The sequence below is a fragment of the Pseudoduganella rhizocola genome, assembly GCF_045984285.3.
Lineage (GTDB): Bacteria > Pseudomonadota > Gammaproteobacteria > Burkholderiales > Burkholderiaceae_D > Rugamonas.
The window spans coordinates 278,739-297,501 of the sequence record NZ_JBJQIK030000001.1 but is presented as its reverse complement, the minus strand read 5'-3'; the positions used below and the strand labels follow the sequence as shown (position 1 = coordinate 297,501).

Here is an 18,763-nt window from a genome sequence, read left to right as displayed (position 1 = left end):
GCGTTCGTCACCGCACGGAAACGGCAGAGCACCGCGGCCACAATGGCGCATGGACCACAATTCCAGCCAGCTCAGCAACTCACAGGAACCAGCCGCCGAATCCACCACCGTGCCGCCGGCGGGACAATCGTGGCTCAACAAACTGGGCCCTGGCCTGATCACCGGCGCCGCCGACGACGATCCGTCCGGCATCGCCACCTATTCGCAGGCCGGCGCCCAGTTCGGGTTCAACCTGCTATGGACCATGCTGCTGACCTTTCCCCTGATGGCCGGCATCCAGATCATCAGCGCGCGCATCGGCCGGGTCAGCGGGCGCGGGCTGGCCACCAATATCCGCCGCCATTGCCGGCCCTGGCTGTTGTACAGCATCGTCATGCTGCTGCTCGTGGCCAATACCATCAATATCGCGGCCGATATCGCCGCCATGGGGGACGCCGTGCGCCTGGTGGCCGGCGGACGCCCCCAATGGTATGCGCTGGGCTTCGGCCTGCTGTCGCTGGCGCTGCAGGTCTTCATCCCCTACCGCCGCTATGTGAACCTGCTGAAGTGGCTGACCCTGGCGCTGCTGGCCTATGTGGCCACCGCCCTCGCGGTGCAGGTGCCGTGGCCGCAGGTGCTGCACGCCACAGTGGTGCCCCACCTGTCGTGGAAGCCGGAATACCTGACCGCTATCGTGGCCGTGTTCGGCACCACCATCAGCCCCTACCTCTTCTTCTGGCAGGCATCGCAGGAGGTGGAAGAACTGCGCGCGGATCCGGACGCCGAACCGCTGAAGCAGGCCCCCGAGCAGGTGCCGCAGCAATACGAGCGCATCAGGCTTGATACCGTGGTCGGCATGGGTTTCTCCAACCTGGTGGCCTTCTTCATCATGCTGACCACGGCCGTTACCCTGTATACCCACGGCATTACCGATATCCAGAGTTCGGCACAGGCCGCCTCCGCGCTGAAGCCGATCGCGGGCGAAGCGGCCTTCCTGCTGTTCACGCTGGGCATCGTCGGCACCGGCCTGCTGGCCATCCCCGTGCTGGCCGGCTCCGCCGCCTATGCCATTGCCGGCACTTTCAGGTGGACCAACAGCCTGGAGCTGCAGTTCTCGGCCGCGCGAAAGTTCTACGCCATCATCATTGCCTCCACGGCGGCCGGGGTCGGCATCGGCTTCCTGCCCATCGATCCCATCAAGGCCCTGTTCTGGAGCGCCGTGGTCAACGGCGTGATTGCGGTGCCGGTGATGGTGGTGATGATGTCGCTGGCAAGCAAACCGGAAGTCATGGGCACGCTGCCCATCTCGCGCCGCCTCAGGCTCCTGGGCTGGGCCTGCACCGCCGTCATGGCGCTGGCCGTCGCCGCCATGTTCGCAACCATGGCGATCTAGGTTAAGCTAGGCGTTTCACCGCCGGAGAACCGCATGCTGCGACGTCACCTGATGCTTGCCCTGGCCGGCTGCGCCGCCGCGCTGGCCCTCCCTGCCCGCTCCCGGCAGCAGGAGCGCACTTTCCCGGCAAACAGCAAACGCGGCAAGATGACGCCCAGCTATTTCCCCGAGCTCCTCATCGACGGCAAGGTTCACCGCATGTCGCCGGCCGGCCGCATCTTCAACCACGACAACCTGATCGAAACTGCAGGGACCCTGCGCGGCAGCAACCTTCCCGTGCGCTATACGGAGGACGCCAACGGCAATATCGACCGCCTCTGGCTGCTCACCCCGGAAGAAGCGAAACGCAAATAAAAACAACAGCCGTGATAAAAGGAAACTATGAAGCCGGGCCGACTTCCGGTAACATACGACATTCCTGAAATTATTATCGCTTACGCAATACCTGATGTTGTTTTGTAAACGCTTATTTGCTGCTGTTGCACTTTTTGCCGCCGCCCAGGCTCAAGCCGGGTCCGCAGGCGGGATGAGCGCCGACGACGTGAAGCTGGGTGGACTGACCGCCAGCTTCTGGTCTGACGCAGCCGTTTACTCGGGCGCGAATCCCATGCAGGGTGCAGGCGGCTTCGCAGGCGCCTTCAGCTCCACCGGCACCGGCACCTGGACGGCGCTGGAAAAAATCAGCAGCAATGCCCAGATCCAGGACCTGAGCAGCACCTTCAATTTCACCTTCCAGCTCGACAGTTCGAAGAAAAGCGGCACCTGGAGCATCACCAACACCACCACCAAGGACGTGCGCATCGACCTGGTCTTTGCCATGCATGCCTCCAGCAGCAGCGGCAACTTCCTGTTCGACGACCAGCTGCTGACCAAGGGCCAGACGCTGACCGGCACCTGGAATATCCAGTGGCTGAACAACGGCGGCAATATTCCCGGCTTCTCCAACCTCGTGCTCTACGGCCGCGACCAGCGCGTGCTGCTGGCGCCGGTACCGGAACCGCAAACCTGGACCATGCTGGCAGCCGGCCTGCTCGCCGTCGGCATCGCCGCGCGGAAACGCCGCCGCTAAGATACCCCCGCGCTGTGTGTGGGAACGCACTGCCGCCGCAAACATGAAACGCTAAGGTGGGGATTCAACCTTTTCACGAGAGGGAATCCCCATGCCTGCCCCCGAACGCTACCCGCTGGCGCTGCGCGTCAACGGCCGCGAGCACGAATTCGACATCGAAGCCTGGGTCACGCTGCTCGACCTGCTGCGCGAACGCCTGAGCCTTACCGGCACCAAGAAAGGCTGCGACCATGGCCAGTGCGGCGCCTGCACCGTGCTGGTGGACGGCAAGCGCATCAACTCCTGCCTCACGCTGGCGGTGATGCAGAACGGCCGTGAGATCACCACCATCGAGGGCCTCGCCAATGGCCAGGAACTGCATCCGATGCAGCAGGCCTTTATCGACAAGGATGCTTTCCAGTGCGGCTACTGCACGCCGGGCCAGATCTGTTCGGCCATAGGCCTGATCAATGAAGGCCAGGCGAAGACGCCCGCCGAAGTGCGCGAGCTGATGAGCGGGAACCTGTGCCGCTGCGGCGCCTATCCGCAGATCCTGGAAGCCGTGGCCTCGGTGGCCGGCATCAGCCGCGACGGGGACAACAAGCTGCACCCCATCGTCACGGGAACGGTGCCCGCATGAATCCCTTCAGCTACTCCCATCCCGACAGCCTGCAGGCTGTCCTGAATTCCGTGGCCGGCAACGAAGGCGCGATCCGCTTCATCGCAGGGGGCACCAACCTGCTGGACCTGATGAAGGAAGGCGTGATGGAAGCGCCGCACCTGCTCGACATCAATGGTCTGCCCTACAACAGCATCGAGGCCGCACCGGACGGCGGCCTGCTGCTGGGCGCCCTCGCCCGCAACGCGGATACGGCCTACCACCCGCTGGTGCGCGAGCGCTATCCCCTGCTGGCAAACGCCATCCTCGCAGGCGCATCGCCGCAGCTGCGCAATATGGCCAGCAACGGCGGCAACCTGCTGCAGCGCACGCGCTGCCTGTATTTCTACGACCTGGCCACGCCATGCAACAAGCGGCGGAACGGCGAAGGCTGTTCCGCCATTGGCGGCATCACGCGCCAGCATGCGATTCTCGGCGCGAGCGAGCATTGCATCGCCACCCATCCTTCCGATATGTGCGTGGCGCTGGCCGCGCTGGAGGCAGTGGTGCATGTGGAATCGGCGCGCGGCAAGCGTGAAATCCCCTTTGCGGCCTTCCATCGCCTGCCGAAAGACCGGCCCGACATCGACACAAGCTTGGCGCCGGACGAACTGATTACCCATATCGCGCTGCCGCCGGCCGATGAATACCGCGCGCATTCGGTCTATATGAAGCTGCGCGAGCGGCTGTCCTATGCCTTCGCGCTGGTCTCGGTGGCCGCCGCGCTGGATATCGGTGCGGACGGCGCCATCCGCAGCGCGCGCCTGGCGCTGGGCGGCGTGGCGCACAAGCCTTGGCGCAATGCGCAGGCGGAGGCCATGCTCGCAGGGAACCGGCCGGACGAGGCTCTGTTCGGCGATGCCGCCGACTTCCTGCTGCAGGGCGCCGTGGGCCAGGGCGCCAACGACTTCAAGATTCCACTGGCGCGCAACGCCATCGTGCGCGCGCTGCTGGCCGCCACCGAAGGCACGGCCATGAACACGGGGGAAAACAATGACTGACCTGATCGACGAGCTGAAAACGCCGCGCGCCCTGCCCGGCGCCGGGCCTGTGCACGCCGGCATGCCGGTGCCGCGTATCGACGGCATCGCCAAGGTGACGGGCAGCGCGCAGTACAGCGCCGAATACTTTGCTCCGGACCTCGCGTATGGCGTGGTGGTCAGCGGCGCTATTGCGAAAGGCCGCATCGCCGGCATCGACACGCGCGCCGCGCTCGAACTGCCCGGCGTGGTGGATGTGCTCACGCACCTGAACCGTCCCAAGGTGCGCGGCTTCGACCTGGCATACAAGGACATGACGGCGCCCGGGGGTTCGCCTTTCCGTCCGCTCTACAGCGACGAGATCTTCTACAGCGGCCAGCCGGTGGCGCTGGTGGTGGCGGAAACCTTCGAGGCCGCGCGCCGCGCCGCCGCGCTGGTGCGGGTGGAATATGAGGAGGAAGAGCACGACACCAAGCTCTCCGCAGGACTGCACCGCGCCTTCAAGCCCAGCCGCCTGAAAGCGGGCTACGAACCGCCGCCCGATGAGAAAGGCGATGCCGACAAAGGCTTCCACGATGCGCCGGTGCAGATCCAGTCCGAGTTCTACAGCGGCGTGGAGCACCACAATCCGATGGAGCTGTTCGCCTCCACCGTGATCCGCGCCAGGGACGGGCATCTCACCATCTACGACAAGACGCAGGGCTCGCAGAACAGCCGCTGGTATGTGTCGCATGTGTTCGGCCTGCCCAAGAGCAAAGTCACCGTGCGCAATCCCTATGTTGGCGGCGCCTTCGGCTCCGGCCTGCGGCCGCAGTACCAGCTCACGCTGGCCGTGATGGCGGCCCTGCAGCTGAACCGCTCGGTGCGCGTGGTGCTCACGCGCCAGCAGATGTTCAGCTTCGGCCACCGTCCGGAAACCCTGCAGCGCGTGCGCCTGGCGGCGGAGCGCGACGGCACGCTGCGCAGCATCGTGCATGAAGCGGTGGCGGAAACCTCGCAGCTGGAAGACTATGTGGAAGTGGTGGTGAACTGGTCCGGCCTGCTCTACCAGTGCGACAACATCCGCCTCGGCTACAAGCTGGTAAAGCTCGATCATGCGTCGCCGATGGACATGCGCGCGCCGGGCGCCGCGCACGGCGTGCATGCGATGGAAGTGGCGATGGACGAACTGGCCTGGGCACTGAAAATGGACCCGCTGGCGCTGCGCCTGAAGAACTACGCCGAGCGTGCGCCGGTGGAAGACAAGCCCTATTCCAGCAAGGAGCTGCGCGCCTGCTATGAGCTGGGCGCTGCGCGCTTCGGCTGGAACAGGCGCCCGCTCGAACCGCGTTCGATGCGCGAGGGCCGTGAGCTGGTCGGCTGGGGCATGGCCACCGGCGTGTGGGACGCGATGCAGATGTTCGCGCGCGCCAGCGCCGTGCTGTATGCGGACGGCAGCCTGGTGGTGAGCAGCGCGGCCACCGATATCGGCACCGGCACCTATACCGTGATGGCGATGATCGCGGCCGAGGCCATGGGCCTGCCGCTCGAGCGGGTGAGCTTCCAGCTGGGCGATTCCACCCTGCCGGTGGCGCCGATCGAGGGCGGCTCCTCACATGTCGCCACGGTAGGCTCCGCGGTTGCAGGCGCCTGCGAGAAGCTGCAGAAATCCCTGCTGAAGCAGGCGCAGAAGCTGCGCAACTCGCCGTTTGCGAAGGCGAAGCCACGCGACGTGGAGTTCATCAATGGCCATATGCAGCTGCGCCAGCAGCCCGAAACGGCCATCGCGCTGACGGCGATCTTGGGCGAAGGCGGCATCAACCGCCTGGAAGAGAAGTTCCTGATGCTGCCGAATATGCTCAAGCAGCGCAAATACCGCCGGCTGGTGCATTCCGCGGTGTTCGTGGAGGTGCGGGTGGACGAGGAGCTCGGCATCGTGCGCGTGTCACGCGTGGTGAGCGCGGTGGCTGCGGGCCGCATCATGAATACGCGCACGGCGCGCAGCCAGGTGGTGGGCGGCGTGGTGTGGGGCATCAGCCAGGCCCTGCACGAGGAAAGCTATGCGGACCACCGCTTCGGCCGCTTCATGAACCACAACTACGGGGAATACCATGTGCCGGTGAATGCGGACATCCATGATATCGAGGTGATCTTCGCGCAGGAGGAGGACCATATCGTGAGCCGCCTGGGCGCCAAGGGCGTGGGGGAAATCGGGATTGTGGGCGTGGCGGCTGCCGTGAGCAACGCCATCTTCCACGCCACCGGCCGCCGCCTGCGCAGCACGCCGATGACGCCGGATAAAGTGCTGGCCGGGCGGCCTTAGATCCAGTAGATCAGGGCCGCGAGGCCGATGATGAGGGCGACCTTGGTGATTTTGTAGGCGGTTTTGTTCCAGGCCTTGTAGCGGCGGCGGTACTGGCCCGCATAGAAGGACACGCGGAACAGCTTGCTGACCAGGCCCACCTGGTCGCCCGACTCGTTGGGCGAGGCGGCCGCCGTCATCATGGTCTTGCCGAGGAAGCGGTTGACTGCCTGCGCCCAGCGGAAGCGCATCGGGCGCTCCACGTCGCAGAACAGGATGATGCGGTCGCTCTCGCTGCCGTTGATGGCCCAGTGGATATAGGTTTCGTCGAACATCACGCCTTCGCCGTCGCGCCAGCTGTGGCGCTCGCCGTCCACGTCGATGAAGCAGCGGTCGTCGTTCGGCGTGGCCAGGCCGAGGTGGTAGCGCAGCGAACCGGCGAAGGGATCGCGGTGCGGATTCAGCTTGCCGCCCGGCGGCAGTTCCGCAAACATGGCGGCCTTCACCGAAGGAATGGCCTTCAGCAGCGCATAGGTCTGTGGGCAGAGCTGTTCCGCCGAAGGGTGGCTCGCGTCATACCATTTCAGGTAAAAACGCTTCCAGCCAGCCTTGAAGAAGGAGTTGAAGCCCGCGTCGTCATTCTTCTCCGACGCCTTGATCTTCTGCAGGCGGATCAGGTTCTGCGCCTCGTCGCGGATCACCTGCCAGTTCTGCTGCAGCGGCGCCAGCTCCTTGAAGTCCGCCACGTTCAGGTACGGCGTGGACGGCACGCGCGAGAACCAGTGCATGAAGATGTTGATCGGCGCCATGAAGGACGAGTGATCGAACAGCTGGCGGCCGATAGGCAGGCGCACACGCCCACGGAAGTGGATGTGCAAAACGGCCAACATGTAGAAACCGACAATCGCCCATTTCATCGCGCTACCTCAATCGAAATCTGGAAACCCGTCATTTTACCGCACCCCAATGTCAATCGCGCGCTGCCCCGGAAATGGCCGTGCTAGCCTGTGGATTACACAAAAGCAACATATATTGAGGAGCCTGACATGATGTCAGAACACATTTCCCAGATCCGCGGCTCGGTGATGGATGCCATCGGCAACACGCCGGTCGTCATGCTGTCACGCCTGTTCCGCAACGCGGAGGTGGTGGCGAAACTCGAATTCATGAATCCGGGCGGCAGCATCAAGGACCGCATGGTGCGCCATATGCTGCGCCATTCGCCGGTCAACGTAAAGCATGTGGTGGAGAGCTCGTCCGGCAATACGGGCGCCGCGCTGGCCATGGCGAGCGCCGTCTACGGCCTGCAATGCGATATCACGGTGCCGGACCGCACCAGCGTGGAGAAAGTAAAACGCATCCAGGCCTATGGCGCGGAAGTGCATGTGTGCGTGGCGGACGTGCCGGAATCGCACGAGCGCAGCTACCACTCCGTGGCCGAACGCATCGCCGCCGACACGGGCGCTTTCCACCTCGACCAATACCGTTCGGAGATGAACCGCCAGGCCCACTACGCCGACACTGCGCCGGAGCTGTGGTTCCAGCTCAATTGCGAGCTCGATTACTTCGTCTGCGGCATCGGCTCCGGCGGCACCATCTCCGGCATCGGCCGCTACCTCAAGGACCAGAACCCGAACATCAAGGTGATCGGCGTGGAGCCCGCGAACTCCGCCTACCGCAAGCTGGTGACGAACGACGAATGCGGGGATGAGTACAAAACCGTGATGGAAGGCGTGGGCAAGCGCACGCCTTCAGTCAGCTTCGACCCCAGCGTGGTGGACGACGTGATCCAGGTGACGGACGAGGAAGCGCTGGAATACTGCCGCCGCCTCGCCCGCGAGGAAGGCATTCTGGCCGGCGGCTCCAGCGGCTGCGTGGCGGCCGGCATTGCGAAGGCGCTGCCGAAGCTGCACGGCCGCATTGCGACCATCTTCCCCGACTCCGGCGCCTTCTACCTCTCCAAATACTTCTGAATCAGGCGGCGGCCAGCTGCATGGCTTCCGCCGCGATCAGGTCCGGGCGCTCTTCTGGCCAGAACAGCTTGCGCTGGCCCAGCCGCAGAACGCCCTTCGAATTGCCGAAAGCCCGCTCGAAATAATCCGCATTGGACGGCGCAAAAATCGTATCGCCCATTCCCCACAGCACGCGCACCGGGATCTTGCTGGCCTTCAGTGCAGGGCCGATATCGGCCAGCCAGTTGTGTTCCAGCGCGATGGCATAGGCATGCATCATGGTTTTGCGGCGCGGCGTGCTGACCAGGGGACCCAGATAGCATTCCAGCGCTTCGTCGCCTGGATGCGCCGGATCGGAATAGCACATGCCGCCCAGGCCCTCGGCCGACCGCGCCAGCGTCTTGTTCGCCAGCCAGGGCAGGAACCACTGGTCGGCAAAGGTGCCGGCGCGCGCCATCTCGATCACGGGCTTGAGCGCAGGCGGCGGGCAATCATGTTCGGTATCGCAATTGGTCAGCAGCACGCTGCGCACGCGCTCAGGATGGCGCACCATGAACATCTGCGCCACGGCGCCGCCGCTGTCATTGGCGATGATATCCACGCGGCGGACGGCCAGCTTGTCCAGCAGCGCCACCAGCATGGCCACCTGCGCATCGGGCGCCACACTCGCCCCTTCGGCCACTTCCGTATAGCCCAGGCCGAGGAAGTCCGGCGCAATGCAGCGGCGGTAGGGCGACAGGCGCTCTATCACGCCGCGCCACTGGAAACTGTTCAGCGGGAAGCCATGCAGCATCAGCACTTCCGCGCCTTCGCCGCGGTCGATATAGGCGACACGGCCGCAATCGAGGGAGGCATAGCGGCGGGCGGCATGGAAGGCGGCGGCATTCATTCCCTGTGCCGCCGCGTGGTGCAAGGGCGCGGCGCCCAGGGTGGCGAAAGCGGCGGCGGTATGGAGGAAGGTTCGGCGTTTCATGGCGTTTCCTTGGTTGGTTGACGATGGAGCCATCTTCCGCGTTCAGGGTCACGCCATCAATGACGCCGCAGGTCATGCTTCCATGACCTCGGAGGTCATGGCAACGATTTTCGCTTCAGGGTTAAGATAGGCGCATGAACATGCATTCATCCGGCGCCGTGGCGCCATCACAGGTGGGAACGCTGCTGCGCGAATGGCGCGCAGCACGCCGTTTGAGCCAGCTGGACCTGGCTCTGGATGCTGGCCTGTCGGCACGCCATCTGAGCTGCATCGAGACCGGCAAGGCCCAGCCCAGCCGCGAAATCCTGGTGCGGCTGGCGGATACGCTGGAGATGTCGCTGCGCGAGCGCAACGCGCTGCTGGTGGCTGCCGGCTACGCGCCGCGTTTCCCAGAATCCGAATTGGGCACGCCCGGCCTGGAGAAGGTAAAGCAGGCCATCGACTTCATCCTGAAGCAGCAGGAGCCCTATCCTGCCTTCCTGCTGAACCGGCACTGGGACATTGTGGCCTGCAATGAAGCCGCCATCCGCTTCACGGGCGCCATGCTGGGCGGCCGCGCCAGCCCGCACCGCAACATGCTGCGCCATGTATTCGATCCCGACGACCTGCGCGCCGCGCTGATCAACTGGGAGGAGACAGCCGGACACCTGCTCGGCCACCTGCACGCGCTGGTGGCACGCTCCCCCTCGGACGCCACGGCGCGCGCCCTGCTGGACGAGGTGCTGTCCTATCCCGGCGTGCCCGCCCGCTGGCGGCTGCGCGACCTGTCGGCGATTCCCGGCCCGCTGCTGACGACCGTGTTCCAGCACGAAGGACAGCGATACAGCTTCTTCTCCACCATCACCACCTTCGGCACGCCGCGCGATATTACAATCGATGAACTGCACATCGAATCGTGCTTCCCCACCGACGAAGCCACCGCGGAATTCTGCAAGCGGCTGGCGAGCAAGGAGACCTGATGAAGTATCCGCTTATTGTCGCACTGCTGTTTTCCGCCCTCCCCGCCATCGCCTGCACTAGGCCGCCTGCAGCCGTCGTCGATATCGATGCCAACAGCTATTACACGGACGCGAACCACTCCGTCATCGACCCTGTGCTCCGCGCGCGTAATATCGCGAACACCAAACCCATCGAGGACTATCTCGCCACGGTCTCGCAGAATGCGGGCAGCACGAAACCGGACGACCAGCGCTGCGCCCTGACCTGGCTGGCGGTATGGGCGGAAGGCCGCGCCATGCTCGGCAAGATGAGCTCAGGCCAGTCCTATTACCAGCGCAAGTGGACGCTGGCGGGCCTGGCGCTCAGCTACGCCCGCATCAAGCCCGCCGCCACGCCCGCGCAGCAGCAGGCCATCGAAGGCTGGTTCAAGCAGCTTGCCGATGCCACGATGACGCACTCCGATGCCCAGAAAGGCAAACGCAATAACCACTACTATTGGGAAGGCCTGGCCGTTGCGGCAGTTGGCGGCGTGACAGGCGACGCGCGCTATCTCGCCTGGGGCCGCAAGGTCTTCGACCACGCCATGTCGCAGGTAGCGGAAGACGGTTCGCTGCCTCTGGAAATGGCGCGCGCCACGAAAGCCCTGCACTACCACGTATTCTCCGCGCAGCCGCTGGTGCTGCTGGCCTCCATCCTCGACGTACAGTCGCCGCAGCTGGACAGGCTGGTGCGCTTCACGGTAGACGGTGCAAAGGACAGCAGCGCCATCGCCAAAGCCACAGGTTTCGAACAGGAGCCCGTCAAGCCCGGCAATATGTCATGGCTGCTGGTCTACGCGCGCCATGGCGGCAAGGCCGAATTCAACGCCGCCTCGCCCGGGCGGCAGACACGCATGGGCGGCGATCTCGCACAGGCGAATCCGCTGGAGCACCTGCATTGAACGGCGTTCGCATACGGCTGGCCACTCCAGCCGATATTCCCGCACTGGTGGACCTGATGGAGTCCTTCTATGCCGAGTCCAGCTATCCGCTCGACCGTGCCTGGGCTGCAAGGTCGTTCGAAACCCTGCTGGCGCAGCCCGCGCTCGGCGCCATCTGGGTGGCGGACAACGGCAGCCTGATCGGCCACGCCGTTCTCACTGTGCGCTATGCAATGGAATTCGGCGCGCTGGCTGCTGCAATCGACGATCTCTTTGTGCATGCCGGCTACCGCAGGCAAGGCGTGGCGTATGCCCTGCTCGCCGCGCTGCTGGATGACTGCAGCGCACGCGGTTGCAGATCCGTCTACGTGGAAGTCGGCGCCAGCAACGCCGGCGCCACGGCGCTGTATGAACGCTTTGGCCTCAAGCCTTACGAGGATGACCGCATTACTCTGCACCGCGAACTCGGCTTCGCCAACAATGAGATGCCAACATGACGCAACGCACGGCCGCCTGCAGCTGCGGACAACTGAGCATCACCGTTGAAGGCGAACCCCTCGGAACCGGCGTTTGTCATTGCCTCGCGTGCCAGCGCCGGACCGGAAGCGTTTTCGCCACGCTGGCGGCATTTCCGAAACCGTGGACCGTCACCGGGAATGCCACCGCCTATGTGCGCAGCGGAGACCAGGGCGGCACCTTCACCTTTTACTTCTGCCCCCATTGCGGCAGCACCGTATTCCATACGGAACACGGCGTGGAAGGATTCGTGATGGTGGCCGTAGGCGCCTTCGCCGACCCCGCCTTTCCACCTCCGCAGGATTCCGTCTACGACTGCAGGAGACATTCTTGGGTAACACTGCCGGCCAACCTGGTCGTGTTCGACAAGGATACGCAGTAGCGTTCACGAAGTGGCTCGGCCATCGTCAATAAAGGTTGACGACATCAAAATCGTCAACTAATATTGACGCATGACCCAGCTCAAAACCCTTCCCTCACCCGACGACCCTGAACAGGCGTTGGCAGCCGTTGTCGCGCTGCGCCTGAAAGCCGACCAGCTTGAGCGGCGTGCCGTGGAGGCCGCGCTGGCACAAGGCTGGTCCTGGAGCCAGGTTGCGGATGCGCTGGGCGTCTCCAAGCAGGCGGCACACAAGCGCTTGTCCGGCATCGTCAACAAATCCTAAGGAGCCAAGAATGTTCAAGCGTCTCGCACGAGCGTTCCACGACATGCGCACGATCAAGGCGCTCTGCCTCGGCGCCGAGCGCCACGCCAATGCGGAAGGCCAGCAGGAGGTGGGGCTCGAACATTTCGTCCTCGCCGCCATTGACCTGCCGGACGGCACGGCACGCAAAGCCTTCGAAAGCGTGAACGCCGATCCGGACCGCTTTCGCAGCGCGATCGCGCAGCAGTACCAGCAGGCGCTGGAGAGCGTAGGCATCGCCAACGATGCAGAGCCGCCCGCGCCGGTATCGGCCGCCACCGGCGCCTACCGCTCCAGACCGCAGGTCGGGCCGATGCTCGAACAGCTGGCGAACCGCGAGCGCGGCAACGCGTCCGAGCCCCTGCTCGGCGCCCACGTCATCGCCGCCATCGCCGCCACCGAACACGGCGCCGCCGCCCGCGCCCTCAAGGCCATGGGCATCGACCGCAACGCCCTGGCCAGCGCCGCGAAGCATCAGACAGCGTAAATTGGCGCGTTATATTGGCGCATTTGCAGGTCTGTTGTGACGAGAGAAAACCCTTCGACAATGGCCTGCGCGAGCAAGATCCGGTCAAAAGGGTCTTTGTGTAACAGCGGGAGGGAACGTACTGCGACTGCATGTGCGCTTGTAATGGGAACTTCAGCCAGTCCGTTGTTCAGGAGCCCATCCCTGAACCGGTCGGGTTCAACGAGAAAACTCCGCCTGCGCAGACCACGCTTGATCGCGACTTCCCAAACGCTGGCCGCACTGAACGCAAACTCATTCACCGGCACCTCAAGAAGCGCCCGCGCGGCAGGCGGAATCCGCGCCGGCTCAGCAGCAATCCATAGCAGCAACTGCGTATCGAGCAATAAGGTCACTTTTTGCCGTAGAACATATTCTCGATTTCTCGTGCCCCCATCTGGTTGAAATCGTCGGGAATGGTGAACTCTCCAGCCATGAATCCTAAGCGCACGCCAGAGCGTGTCGCCCGCGGCTCGCAGCGAACAATTTTTACAAGCGGTTTTCCGGCTTCGGCGATGATGAGCGGCTCGCCGTTCATCGCCCGCTCAACAAGTTCAGCAAGCTGTAATTTCGCTTCTTCAATGGTGAACATATTCATGTCCGCGACCTCACGATTCTCACATTCAGTTTAGTAGATATCCGCCGCATTGCGCCGCAAATGTTACGATTCCTCGTTATCTCAGCATTTTAGGCAATGAAAACAGTCCTCAATCTGATCGGCATCATTGCTGTGGCGCTGGGCATTCTCGGCATCTTCCTGCCGCTGTTGCCGACGACGCCTTTCCTGCTGCTGGCCTCCGCCTGCTTTGCGCGCGGCTCGACGCGCCTGCACAACTGGCTGCGCACCAATCCCGTGTTCGGCAAATACCTGCGCGATTATGAGGACGGCCGGGGCCTGCCAGTGCGCGGCAAGGTGGTGATCCTGCTGCTGATGTGGGGCTCGCTGGGTTACTCGATGGCGAAGACCGGCAAGCCGCTGCTGATCGCGATGCTTGCCTTGATCGGCACGGGCGTTACGGTATTCCTGCTGCGTTATGTGCCGACCATGCGCAGCCGCAGTTCAGAATGAATCTCCTTGAGCAGCTTGCGGCCCTCGGCGTCAATCCCGGCGATACGGTGATGACGCATGTGTCGCTGCGTGCGCTCGGACCGCTTGAAAACGGTCCCGCCTCTTTGATCAAGGCGATACTGGAACGCATAGGCTCGGCTGGTAACTTGATGGCCTTCGTATCATGGAGCGACTCACCTTACGAAGAGACCTTGGGCCACGAGTCCGTGCCGGACGAAATACGCGATAGCTGGCCAGCATTCGACCCCGAACACGCGCCCTCCTATCCCGGCTTTGGCGCGATCAATGAATTCATCCGGACCTGGCCCGGATGCCAGCGCAGCGCTCACCCCGATGCATCGATGGCGGCCATAGGCCCCGATGCAGGGTGGCTGGTGTCGCCGCACGAGATGGGCAGCGCCTACGGCCCCGGCTCACCGATCGAACGCTTCCTGCAGCGCAAGGGCAAGGTGCTGTCCATCGGCGCCGGGCCGGACGCGGTGACTGTGCTGCACTACGCAGAGGCCGTGGCGCGCATTCCCAACAAGCGCCGGGTTACCTATTCGATGCCCCTGCTGCGCGCCGGAAAGCGTGAATGGATCACCGCCTCCGACTGGGATTCGAACGGCATCCTGGACCACTACGCAGACCCGGAACAGCCGGATGCCGTGGAGCGCATCACGCGCGACTACCTTGCCCTCGGCCGCCACACGGAAAGCTTCATCGGTGCAGCACCTTCGCGCCTGATCGACGCGAACGACATTGTCCGGTTCGGCATCGACTGGCTCGAACAGCGCCACCCCATCACCTGGCACACCTCAAATTGGTCAAGCCAATGATCAAATTGGCCTTGCCAATTACATGACAATTCCCTACCATCAAAGTTGCTGCCCATCGGCGGCCATACAACAAGGAGGGGACTACAGATGGACGACAACACGAACGGCGCGCGCCGCACTGTTTTGAAGGCTGCCGGCGCAGCCGGGATGATGCTCGCTACGGGCGCCGTATATGGCGCCACGGCCGCCGGCCGCAAGCGCTATGCGGTGGTAGGCGTGGGTTCGCGCGCCCGCATGTTCACGAGCGCGATGACGGGCAAATTCCGCGACACCAGCGAGATCGTCGCCATCTGCGACAAGAATGCGGGACGCACGGCGCTGGCGGTGCGCAAGATCACGGAGACCGGCGCAAGCCAGCCCAAACCCTATGCGGCGGAAGACTTCGACCGCATGATCCGCGAAACCAGGCCGCAATACGTCATCGTTACCACCGTCGACTCCACGCACGACGACTACATCGTGCGTGCACTGGAAGCCGGCTGCGACGTGATCACCGAAAAACCGATGACGACAACGGCCGCCAAAGCCCAGCGCATCCTCGATGCCGTGAAGCGTACCGGCCGCAATGTGCGCGTGACCTTCAACTACCGCTACTCGCCGCCGCGCACGCAGGTGAAGGATTTGCTCATGAACGGCGAGATCGGCGACGTGCTGTCGGTTGATTTCACGTGGCTGCTGAACACCGTACACGGCGCCGACTACTTCCGCCGCTGGCACAGCAACAAGGCCAGTTCGGGCGGCCTGATGGTGCACAAATCCACCCACCACTTCGACCTGGTGAACTGGTGGCTCGGCGCGCAGCCGGAGCAGGTGCACGCATTCGGGTCACGCCAGTTCTACACGCCGGAGACGGCGAAGCGCATGGGCCTGTCCGGCGCGCACGAACGCTGCCTGACCTGCAGTGAAAAGCACAAGTGCACCTTCTACTTCGACCTGTCGGCCGACCGCGGCCTGAAGGAGCTCTACCTCGACAACGAGAAGCACGACGGCTACTACCGCGACCAGTGCGTGTGGCGTCCCGAGATCAATATCGAGGACACGATGAACGTGATGGTCAAGTACGACAATGGCACGCAGCTGAAATACGCCTTGTCCGCCTACGATGCGTGGGAGGGCTATCACATCGCCTTCAACGGCACCAAGGGCCGCCTCGAACACAGCATCGTTGAACAGGCCGGCGCGGCCGGCGCGAACCAGATCCAGAGCAAGAGCGAGCGCGTGAGCACCCGCATCATCCCGCTGCGCGGCAATCCGCGCGACATCGAACCCTGGACCGGCACCGGGGGACACGGCGGCGGCGACGACGTGATGCTGGCCGAGATCTTCGGCAACGCGCCTGCGGACAAATACAAGCGCGCCTCCAACGAACGTGCCGGCGCCTACTCGATCCTGGTTGGCGTGGCAGCCAACCAATGCTTCGAGACCGGCCAGACGGTGAAGATCGCCGACCTCGTCACGGGCCTCACGCCGCCTGACCGCGCGCCGATGCCGAGCCGCGAGATCCCGGTTCCCATGCCGATGCGCGTGAAGATCCCCTGAACCCTGCCACTACAGCCGAGCTCGTGTCCACCTTGGGGGCAGACCCCAATTGTGGACACGGGCTCATCTACCGCTAAGACTTCGGAAATAGCCGCGCGGCTGCCCGCCCCTCATCACTTCGACTTCGGCGGAATTCCCATCTTCTCGAGCGTCAGCGTTTCATCTGCGCGCCCCCAGCCGCCGTCCGCCACTTCTTCCACCAGCACCATCGAATAGGGGCGGACGTTCTCGCCAAAATATTCGACGAACATGGCGGTGGTGCGATGGATGATTTCTTCCTTGCGGGCGTGGTCCAGAATCCCTTCGGGGAATTTGTAGTTTGCGAACGGCATTGCAGCTCTCCTGTTGCGTTAATGTGAGGGCGTATTCTTGCCCTTTAGCGCATGGGAATAAATACAGGGAATCCGCTAACTCAATTCAACTGGGGCCAACAATGGGGATCTCATCCAAAAAGCCCTGGCTCAGATAACGGGGGATCTTGTCGAATTCGCTGAGCACGCGCCTGCGGAACTCCTCGTGCTCATGCCAGCGTTCGACAGGCACGCCAAAGTAGTTGACCGGGCAAACCGACATCCGCAAGCCCGGCCAGTGGCGCTGCAAGGTCATCAGGTAGCGGCGGGTCGAGCACACCTTGCCGATGACCAGGACACTGCGGATGGCAGCGAGGTCCATCAGTTCGGCCACCCTGGTCCGGCCGAACTGGACGTTTTCGCCGGTGTTTGTGGCAGCATCTTCCAGTATCAGTACTGATTCGGGAACACCAAGCGCCACAAGCCGTTCGCCGATGACTTCCGCTTCCGATCGCTGTTCACCGCCCGTACATCCACCCGATACCAGCAGGCGCCTGAACATGCCGCGCTCCCAGAGCGCATGCGCCGCCTCGCAAAACTCGTCCACACCATGGCGGGTGCCGAACAAAAATCCCAGATCCGACGGCACCGCAGGAAAGGCCGGCATGATGTAGTCCGCGATGTGTTGCAAATCATTCGCCATGGGACTAGCGTTGAGTCCTGTGACGTTTGACGACCCGGTCGGCGATGCTTTCCTCACGCTCTGCAGGCACATCGCCCACCGGCGCCGTCACCGTGTTCACGCGTGGCCTGGGTATCGTTGCCATTGGTTTTTCCCGTTTTTTGGATCGGACTTGAGGCGCGGGTTCTTCCGCCGGCGCCGGAGCTGGCTCCGCCATGGAGGACAAGTTCCTCAACGCCCTGGCGTGCTCTGCAAATTCCGCGTGCATTTCCGGCTTCTGCATTTCCTCCGGCCGGACGCGAACAAGCTTGTTGGTGGCGATGGACAGCTTCGATGCATCCTCCTCCCATTCCCCCTGGCTGCTGAAAGGCTTGTCGGATGCATAGCTCATGACACGGGACTGGCTGGGGCCCAATAAGGTTCGTTGAAAGCCTTCGTTGCAATGCTCACAGATGTCGTTGGTTCCATGCATGCGATGCGCCGCAAGCACCGCGGATCTTTCCATCAGACCGGGGTTCTGCAGGTGAAAGTCCGTCTCGGAGTGGTTGTGCTTTTCGGCGCTATAAGACATGTCCTCATCCAACCAGCCGGAATCCCTGACCTTTGCTTCAACCTTCTTCTGCGTCGAAAACGAGGCGCCGTTTGCCTTACCGCTGCGATACACCCCTGTTTTCTCACGGGTGGGAATTTCCTGAAAGCCTGTTCCAGGCACCCAGTCATAGGATTCCACTTCCAGCAAATGTCCGGTGCTGGTTTTCACGCCGCTGAAAATCTGCTCCCGGACATTCGGCTTCTGTCCCGTCACCCTGCCCCGGCTGCTCGTGGCAGGCGGATGATCGAGATTGTTCAACTCGGCGCTGGTGCGAACCGAATGCAGCACATCCACCGTCGAAGGCGTGGTGACGACAATCGACCCGCGCCGGCTGAAGCCCACCTTGGCCCCTTTTGGCAAACCCTTGACCTTGGCCGGCGTGAACCCCTGATAGAGCCCCTTCGCCGCTTCCGCATCTTCGCCTTCGAAATGGGATGTGGCGTTGGGGCGTGGCCCGCCCTTTTTGGGAAACATATCTACCTCCCATGCATTCGCGTTCAGGATCAAATACCTTATCGCAATAACATTTTCGACGCAATAAACAGCGGGCAAGCAGTCTATAATTGACCGCATCGAAGGTGTGTCGCCAACGTCAGGTGTAGCGGCAAGCATTGTGTAAGGGGAACAAAATGAGAGGCCTGATTACGAAACTGGAGACCGACACGGCAATGCGTGTCCGTGCTGGAAAGATCATGTCCAGCGTAATGCTTTGCGTTTCCGTAGCGGCTGCAGCGATGGTTGGCTACATTTCGCTGATGATCTGAAGTCAACAGTTCACTGGAGGCAGGTCCTTCCCGCTTGCGTCTGGCCAAAACAAAAAGGACTTAGGTTTGCACCTAAGTCCTTAATTTTTTATTGGTAGGCCTCCCCGGAGTCGAACCGGGCACCAACGGATTATGAGTCCGCTGCTCTAACCAAGCATGAGCTAGAGGCCCTGAGAACCCGGC

At 63.1% G+C, this 18,763-nt stretch carries 23 protein-coding genes and 1 tRNA gene; 16 read left to right on the top strand and 8 right to left on the bottom strand.

The genetic code is table 11. From position 1 onward, the window contains the following. Window positions 1–49: 49 nt before the first annotated feature. From ACJRPG_RS01485 to ACJRPG_RS01460, 6 genes are all read left to right on the top strand, one after another. A complete protein-coding gene (locus tag ACJRPG_RS01485; RefSeq protein WP_407998268.1) occupies window positions 50–1,372 on the top strand; it encodes an NRAMP family divalent metal transporter in 1,323 nt (440 codons plus the stop codon). A gap of 33 nt (window positions 1,373–1,405) precedes the next feature. Further along, window positions 1,406–1,726: a hypothetical protein gene (locus tag ACJRPG_RS01480; protein ID WP_407998267.1), complete on the top strand. Its 321-nt coding sequence runs from the start codon at window positions 1,406–1,408 to the stop codon at window positions 1,724–1,726. 172 nt (window positions 1,727–1,898) lie between these two features. Further along, window positions 1,899–2,441 (top strand): PEP-CTERM sorting domain-containing protein, encoded by a 543-nt coding sequence (locus ACJRPG_RS01475; protein ID WP_407998266.1) that lies wholly within the window; start codon window positions 1,899–1,901, stop codon window positions 2,439–2,441. 91 nt (window positions 2,442–2,532) lie between these two features. Further along, window positions 2,533–3,060, top strand: a complete 528-nt coding sequence (locus ACJRPG_RS01470) for a (2Fe-2S)-binding protein (RefSeq protein ID WP_407998265.1) — start codon at window positions 2,533–2,535, stop codon at window positions 3,058–3,060. Next, on the top strand, window positions 3,057–4,079 hold the full coding sequence (locus ACJRPG_RS01465; protein WP_407998264.1) for an FAD binding domain-containing protein: 1,023 nt from the start codon (window positions 3,057–3,059) through the stop codon (window positions 4,077–4,079). Before ACJRPG_RS01470 ends, ACJRPG_RS01465 begins: the two co-directional genes overlap by 4 nt. Continuing rightward, window positions 4,072–6,360 carry a xanthine dehydrogenase family protein molybdopterin-binding subunit gene (locus ACJRPG_RS01460; RefSeq protein WP_407998263.1) on the top strand — a complete coding sequence of 763 codons (2,289 nt, stop codon included), beginning with the start codon at window positions 4,072–4,074 and terminating at the stop codon, window positions 6,358–6,360. The genes ACJRPG_RS01465 and ACJRPG_RS01460 overlap by 8 nt, the downstream gene beginning before the upstream one ends. Here ACJRPG_RS01460 and lpxO read toward each other — a convergent pair. Then, window positions 6,357–7,256 (bottom strand): lipid A hydroxylase LpxO, encoded by a 900-nt coding sequence (lpxO, locus tag ACJRPG_RS01455; protein WP_407998262.1) that lies wholly within the window; start codon window positions 7,254–7,256, stop codon window positions 6,357–6,359. The genes ACJRPG_RS01460 and lpxO overlap by 4 nt on opposite strands. 129 nt (window positions 7,257–7,385) lie before the next feature. Here lpxO and ACJRPG_RS01450 point away from each other — a divergent pair, with 129 nt between their 5' ends. Then, a complete protein-coding gene (locus ACJRPG_RS01450; protein ID WP_407998261.1) occupies window positions 7,386–8,312 on the top strand; it encodes a PLP-dependent cysteine synthase family protein in 927 nt (308 codons plus the stop codon). A gap of 1 nt (window position 8,313) precedes the next feature. Here ACJRPG_RS01450 and ACJRPG_RS01445 read toward each other — a convergent pair whose 3' ends face one another. After that, window positions 8,314–9,264, bottom strand: coding sequence for an alpha/beta fold hydrolase (locus ACJRPG_RS01445; RefSeq protein ID WP_407998260.1), 951 nt, complete (start codon window positions 9,262–9,264; stop codon window positions 8,314–8,316). Window positions 9,265–9,398: 134 nt separating this feature from the next. Between ACJRPG_RS01445 and ACJRPG_RS01440 the strand changes: the two genes are divergently transcribed. The 6 genes from ACJRPG_RS01440 to ACJRPG_RS01415 all read left to right on the top strand — a co-directional run bounded on the left by ACJRPG_RS01440 (window position 9,399) and on the right by ACJRPG_RS01415 (window position 12,808). Continuing rightward, on the top strand, window positions 9,399–10,223 hold the full coding sequence (locus ACJRPG_RS01440; protein ID WP_407998259.1) for a helix-turn-helix domain-containing protein: 825 nt from the start codon (window positions 9,399–9,401) through the stop codon (window positions 10,221–10,223). After that, window positions 10,223–11,143 (top strand): alginate lyase family protein, encoded by a 921-nt coding sequence (locus ACJRPG_RS01435; protein ID WP_407998258.1) that lies wholly within the window; start codon window positions 10,223–10,225, stop codon window positions 11,141–11,143. Before ACJRPG_RS01440 ends, ACJRPG_RS01435 begins: the two co-directional genes overlap by 1 nt. Next, window positions 11,140–11,619: a GNAT family N-acetyltransferase gene (locus ACJRPG_RS01430; protein ID WP_407998257.1), complete on the top strand. Its 480-nt coding sequence runs from the start codon at window positions 11,140–11,142 to the stop codon at window positions 11,617–11,619. Before ACJRPG_RS01435 ends, ACJRPG_RS01430 begins: the two co-directional genes overlap by 4 nt. Beyond that, window positions 11,616–12,020, top strand: coding sequence for a GFA family protein (locus tag ACJRPG_RS01425; protein WP_407998256.1), 405 nt, complete (start codon window positions 11,616–11,618; stop codon window positions 12,018–12,020). The genes ACJRPG_RS01430 and ACJRPG_RS01425 overlap by 4 nt, the downstream gene beginning before the upstream one ends. A 70-nt stretch (window positions 12,021–12,090) precedes the next feature. Then, complete coding sequence (locus tag ACJRPG_RS01420) at window positions 12,091–12,303, top strand: helix-turn-helix domain-containing protein (RefSeq protein ID WP_407998255.1); 213 nt, start codon at window positions 12,091–12,093, stop codon at window positions 12,301–12,303. Between the two features lie 10 nt (window positions 12,304–12,313). After that, a complete protein-coding gene (locus tag ACJRPG_RS01415; protein WP_407998254.1) occupies window positions 12,314–12,808 on the top strand; it encodes a Clp protease N-terminal domain-containing protein in 495 nt (164 codons plus the stop codon). Here the strand turns inward: ACJRPG_RS01415 and ACJRPG_RS01410 are convergent. Together ACJRPG_RS01410 and ACJRPG_RS01405 are read right to left on the bottom strand one after the other, a co-directional pair. Beyond that, entirely contained in the window at window positions 12,796–13,182 is a 387-nt protein-coding gene (locus ACJRPG_RS01410) for a type II toxin-antitoxin system VapC family toxin (protein WP_407998253.1), read from the bottom strand. The two genes, ACJRPG_RS01415 and ACJRPG_RS01410, sit on opposite strands and share 13 nt — an antisense overlap. Further along, window positions 13,179–13,424, bottom strand: a complete 246-nt coding sequence (locus tag ACJRPG_RS01405) for a type II toxin-antitoxin system Phd/YefM family antitoxin (protein ID WP_407998252.1) — start codon at window positions 13,422–13,424, stop codon at window positions 13,179–13,181. Before ACJRPG_RS01405 ends, ACJRPG_RS01410 begins: the two co-directional genes overlap by 4 nt. Before the next feature lie 96 nt (window positions 13,425–13,520). On the opposite strand from ACJRPG_RS01405, the gene ACJRPG_RS01400 reads away from it, so the two are divergent. The 3 genes from ACJRPG_RS01400 to ACJRPG_RS01390 all read left to right on the top strand — a co-directional run bounded on the left by ACJRPG_RS01400 (window position 13,521) and on the right by ACJRPG_RS01390 (window position 16,252). After that, on the top strand, window positions 13,521–13,895 hold the full coding sequence (locus ACJRPG_RS01400) for a YbaN family protein (RefSeq protein ID WP_407998251.1): 375 nt from the start codon (window positions 13,521–13,523) through the stop codon (window positions 13,893–13,895). Then, window positions 13,892–14,713, top strand: a complete 822-nt coding sequence (gene aac(3) / locus ACJRPG_RS01395; protein ID WP_407998250.1) for an aminoglycoside 3-N-acetyltransferase — start codon at window positions 13,892–13,894, stop codon at window positions 14,711–14,713. Before ACJRPG_RS01400 ends, aac(3) begins: the two co-directional genes overlap by 4 nt. Window positions 14,714–14,800: 87 nt before the next feature. After that, window positions 14,801–16,252, top strand: a complete 1,452-nt coding sequence (locus ACJRPG_RS01390) for a Gfo/Idh/MocA family protein (protein ID WP_407998249.1) — start codon at window positions 14,801–14,803, stop codon at window positions 16,250–16,252. A 113-nt stretch (window positions 16,253–16,365) separates the two neighbouring features. Here ACJRPG_RS01390 and ACJRPG_RS01385 read toward each other — a convergent pair whose 3' ends face one another. The 4 genes from ACJRPG_RS01385 to ACJRPG_RS01370 form a co-directional block, all read right to left on the bottom strand. Then, a complete protein-coding gene (locus ACJRPG_RS01385; RefSeq protein ID WP_407998248.1) occupies window positions 16,366–16,584 on the bottom strand; it encodes a tautomerase family protein in 219 nt (72 codons plus the stop codon). Between the two features lie 85 nt (window positions 16,585–16,669). Further along, on the bottom strand, window positions 16,670–17,245 hold the full coding sequence (locus ACJRPG_RS01380) for a YdcF family protein (protein WP_407998247.1): 576 nt from the start codon (window positions 17,243–17,245) through the stop codon (window positions 16,670–16,672). A gap of 4 nt (window positions 17,246–17,249) precedes the next feature. After that, the gene (locus tag ACJRPG_RS01375; RefSeq protein WP_407998246.1) at window positions 17,250–18,290 is read right to left on the bottom strand and encodes a hypothetical protein; all 1,041 of its coding nucleotides are present in this window, start codon (window positions 18,288–18,290) and stop codon (window positions 17,250–17,252) included. A 382-nt stretch (window positions 18,291–18,672) separates the two neighbouring features. Continuing rightward, window positions 18,673–18,751 (bottom strand) — tRNA-Ile (locus ACJRPG_RS01370). Between the last annotated feature and the right edge of the window lie 12 nt (window positions 18,752–18,763).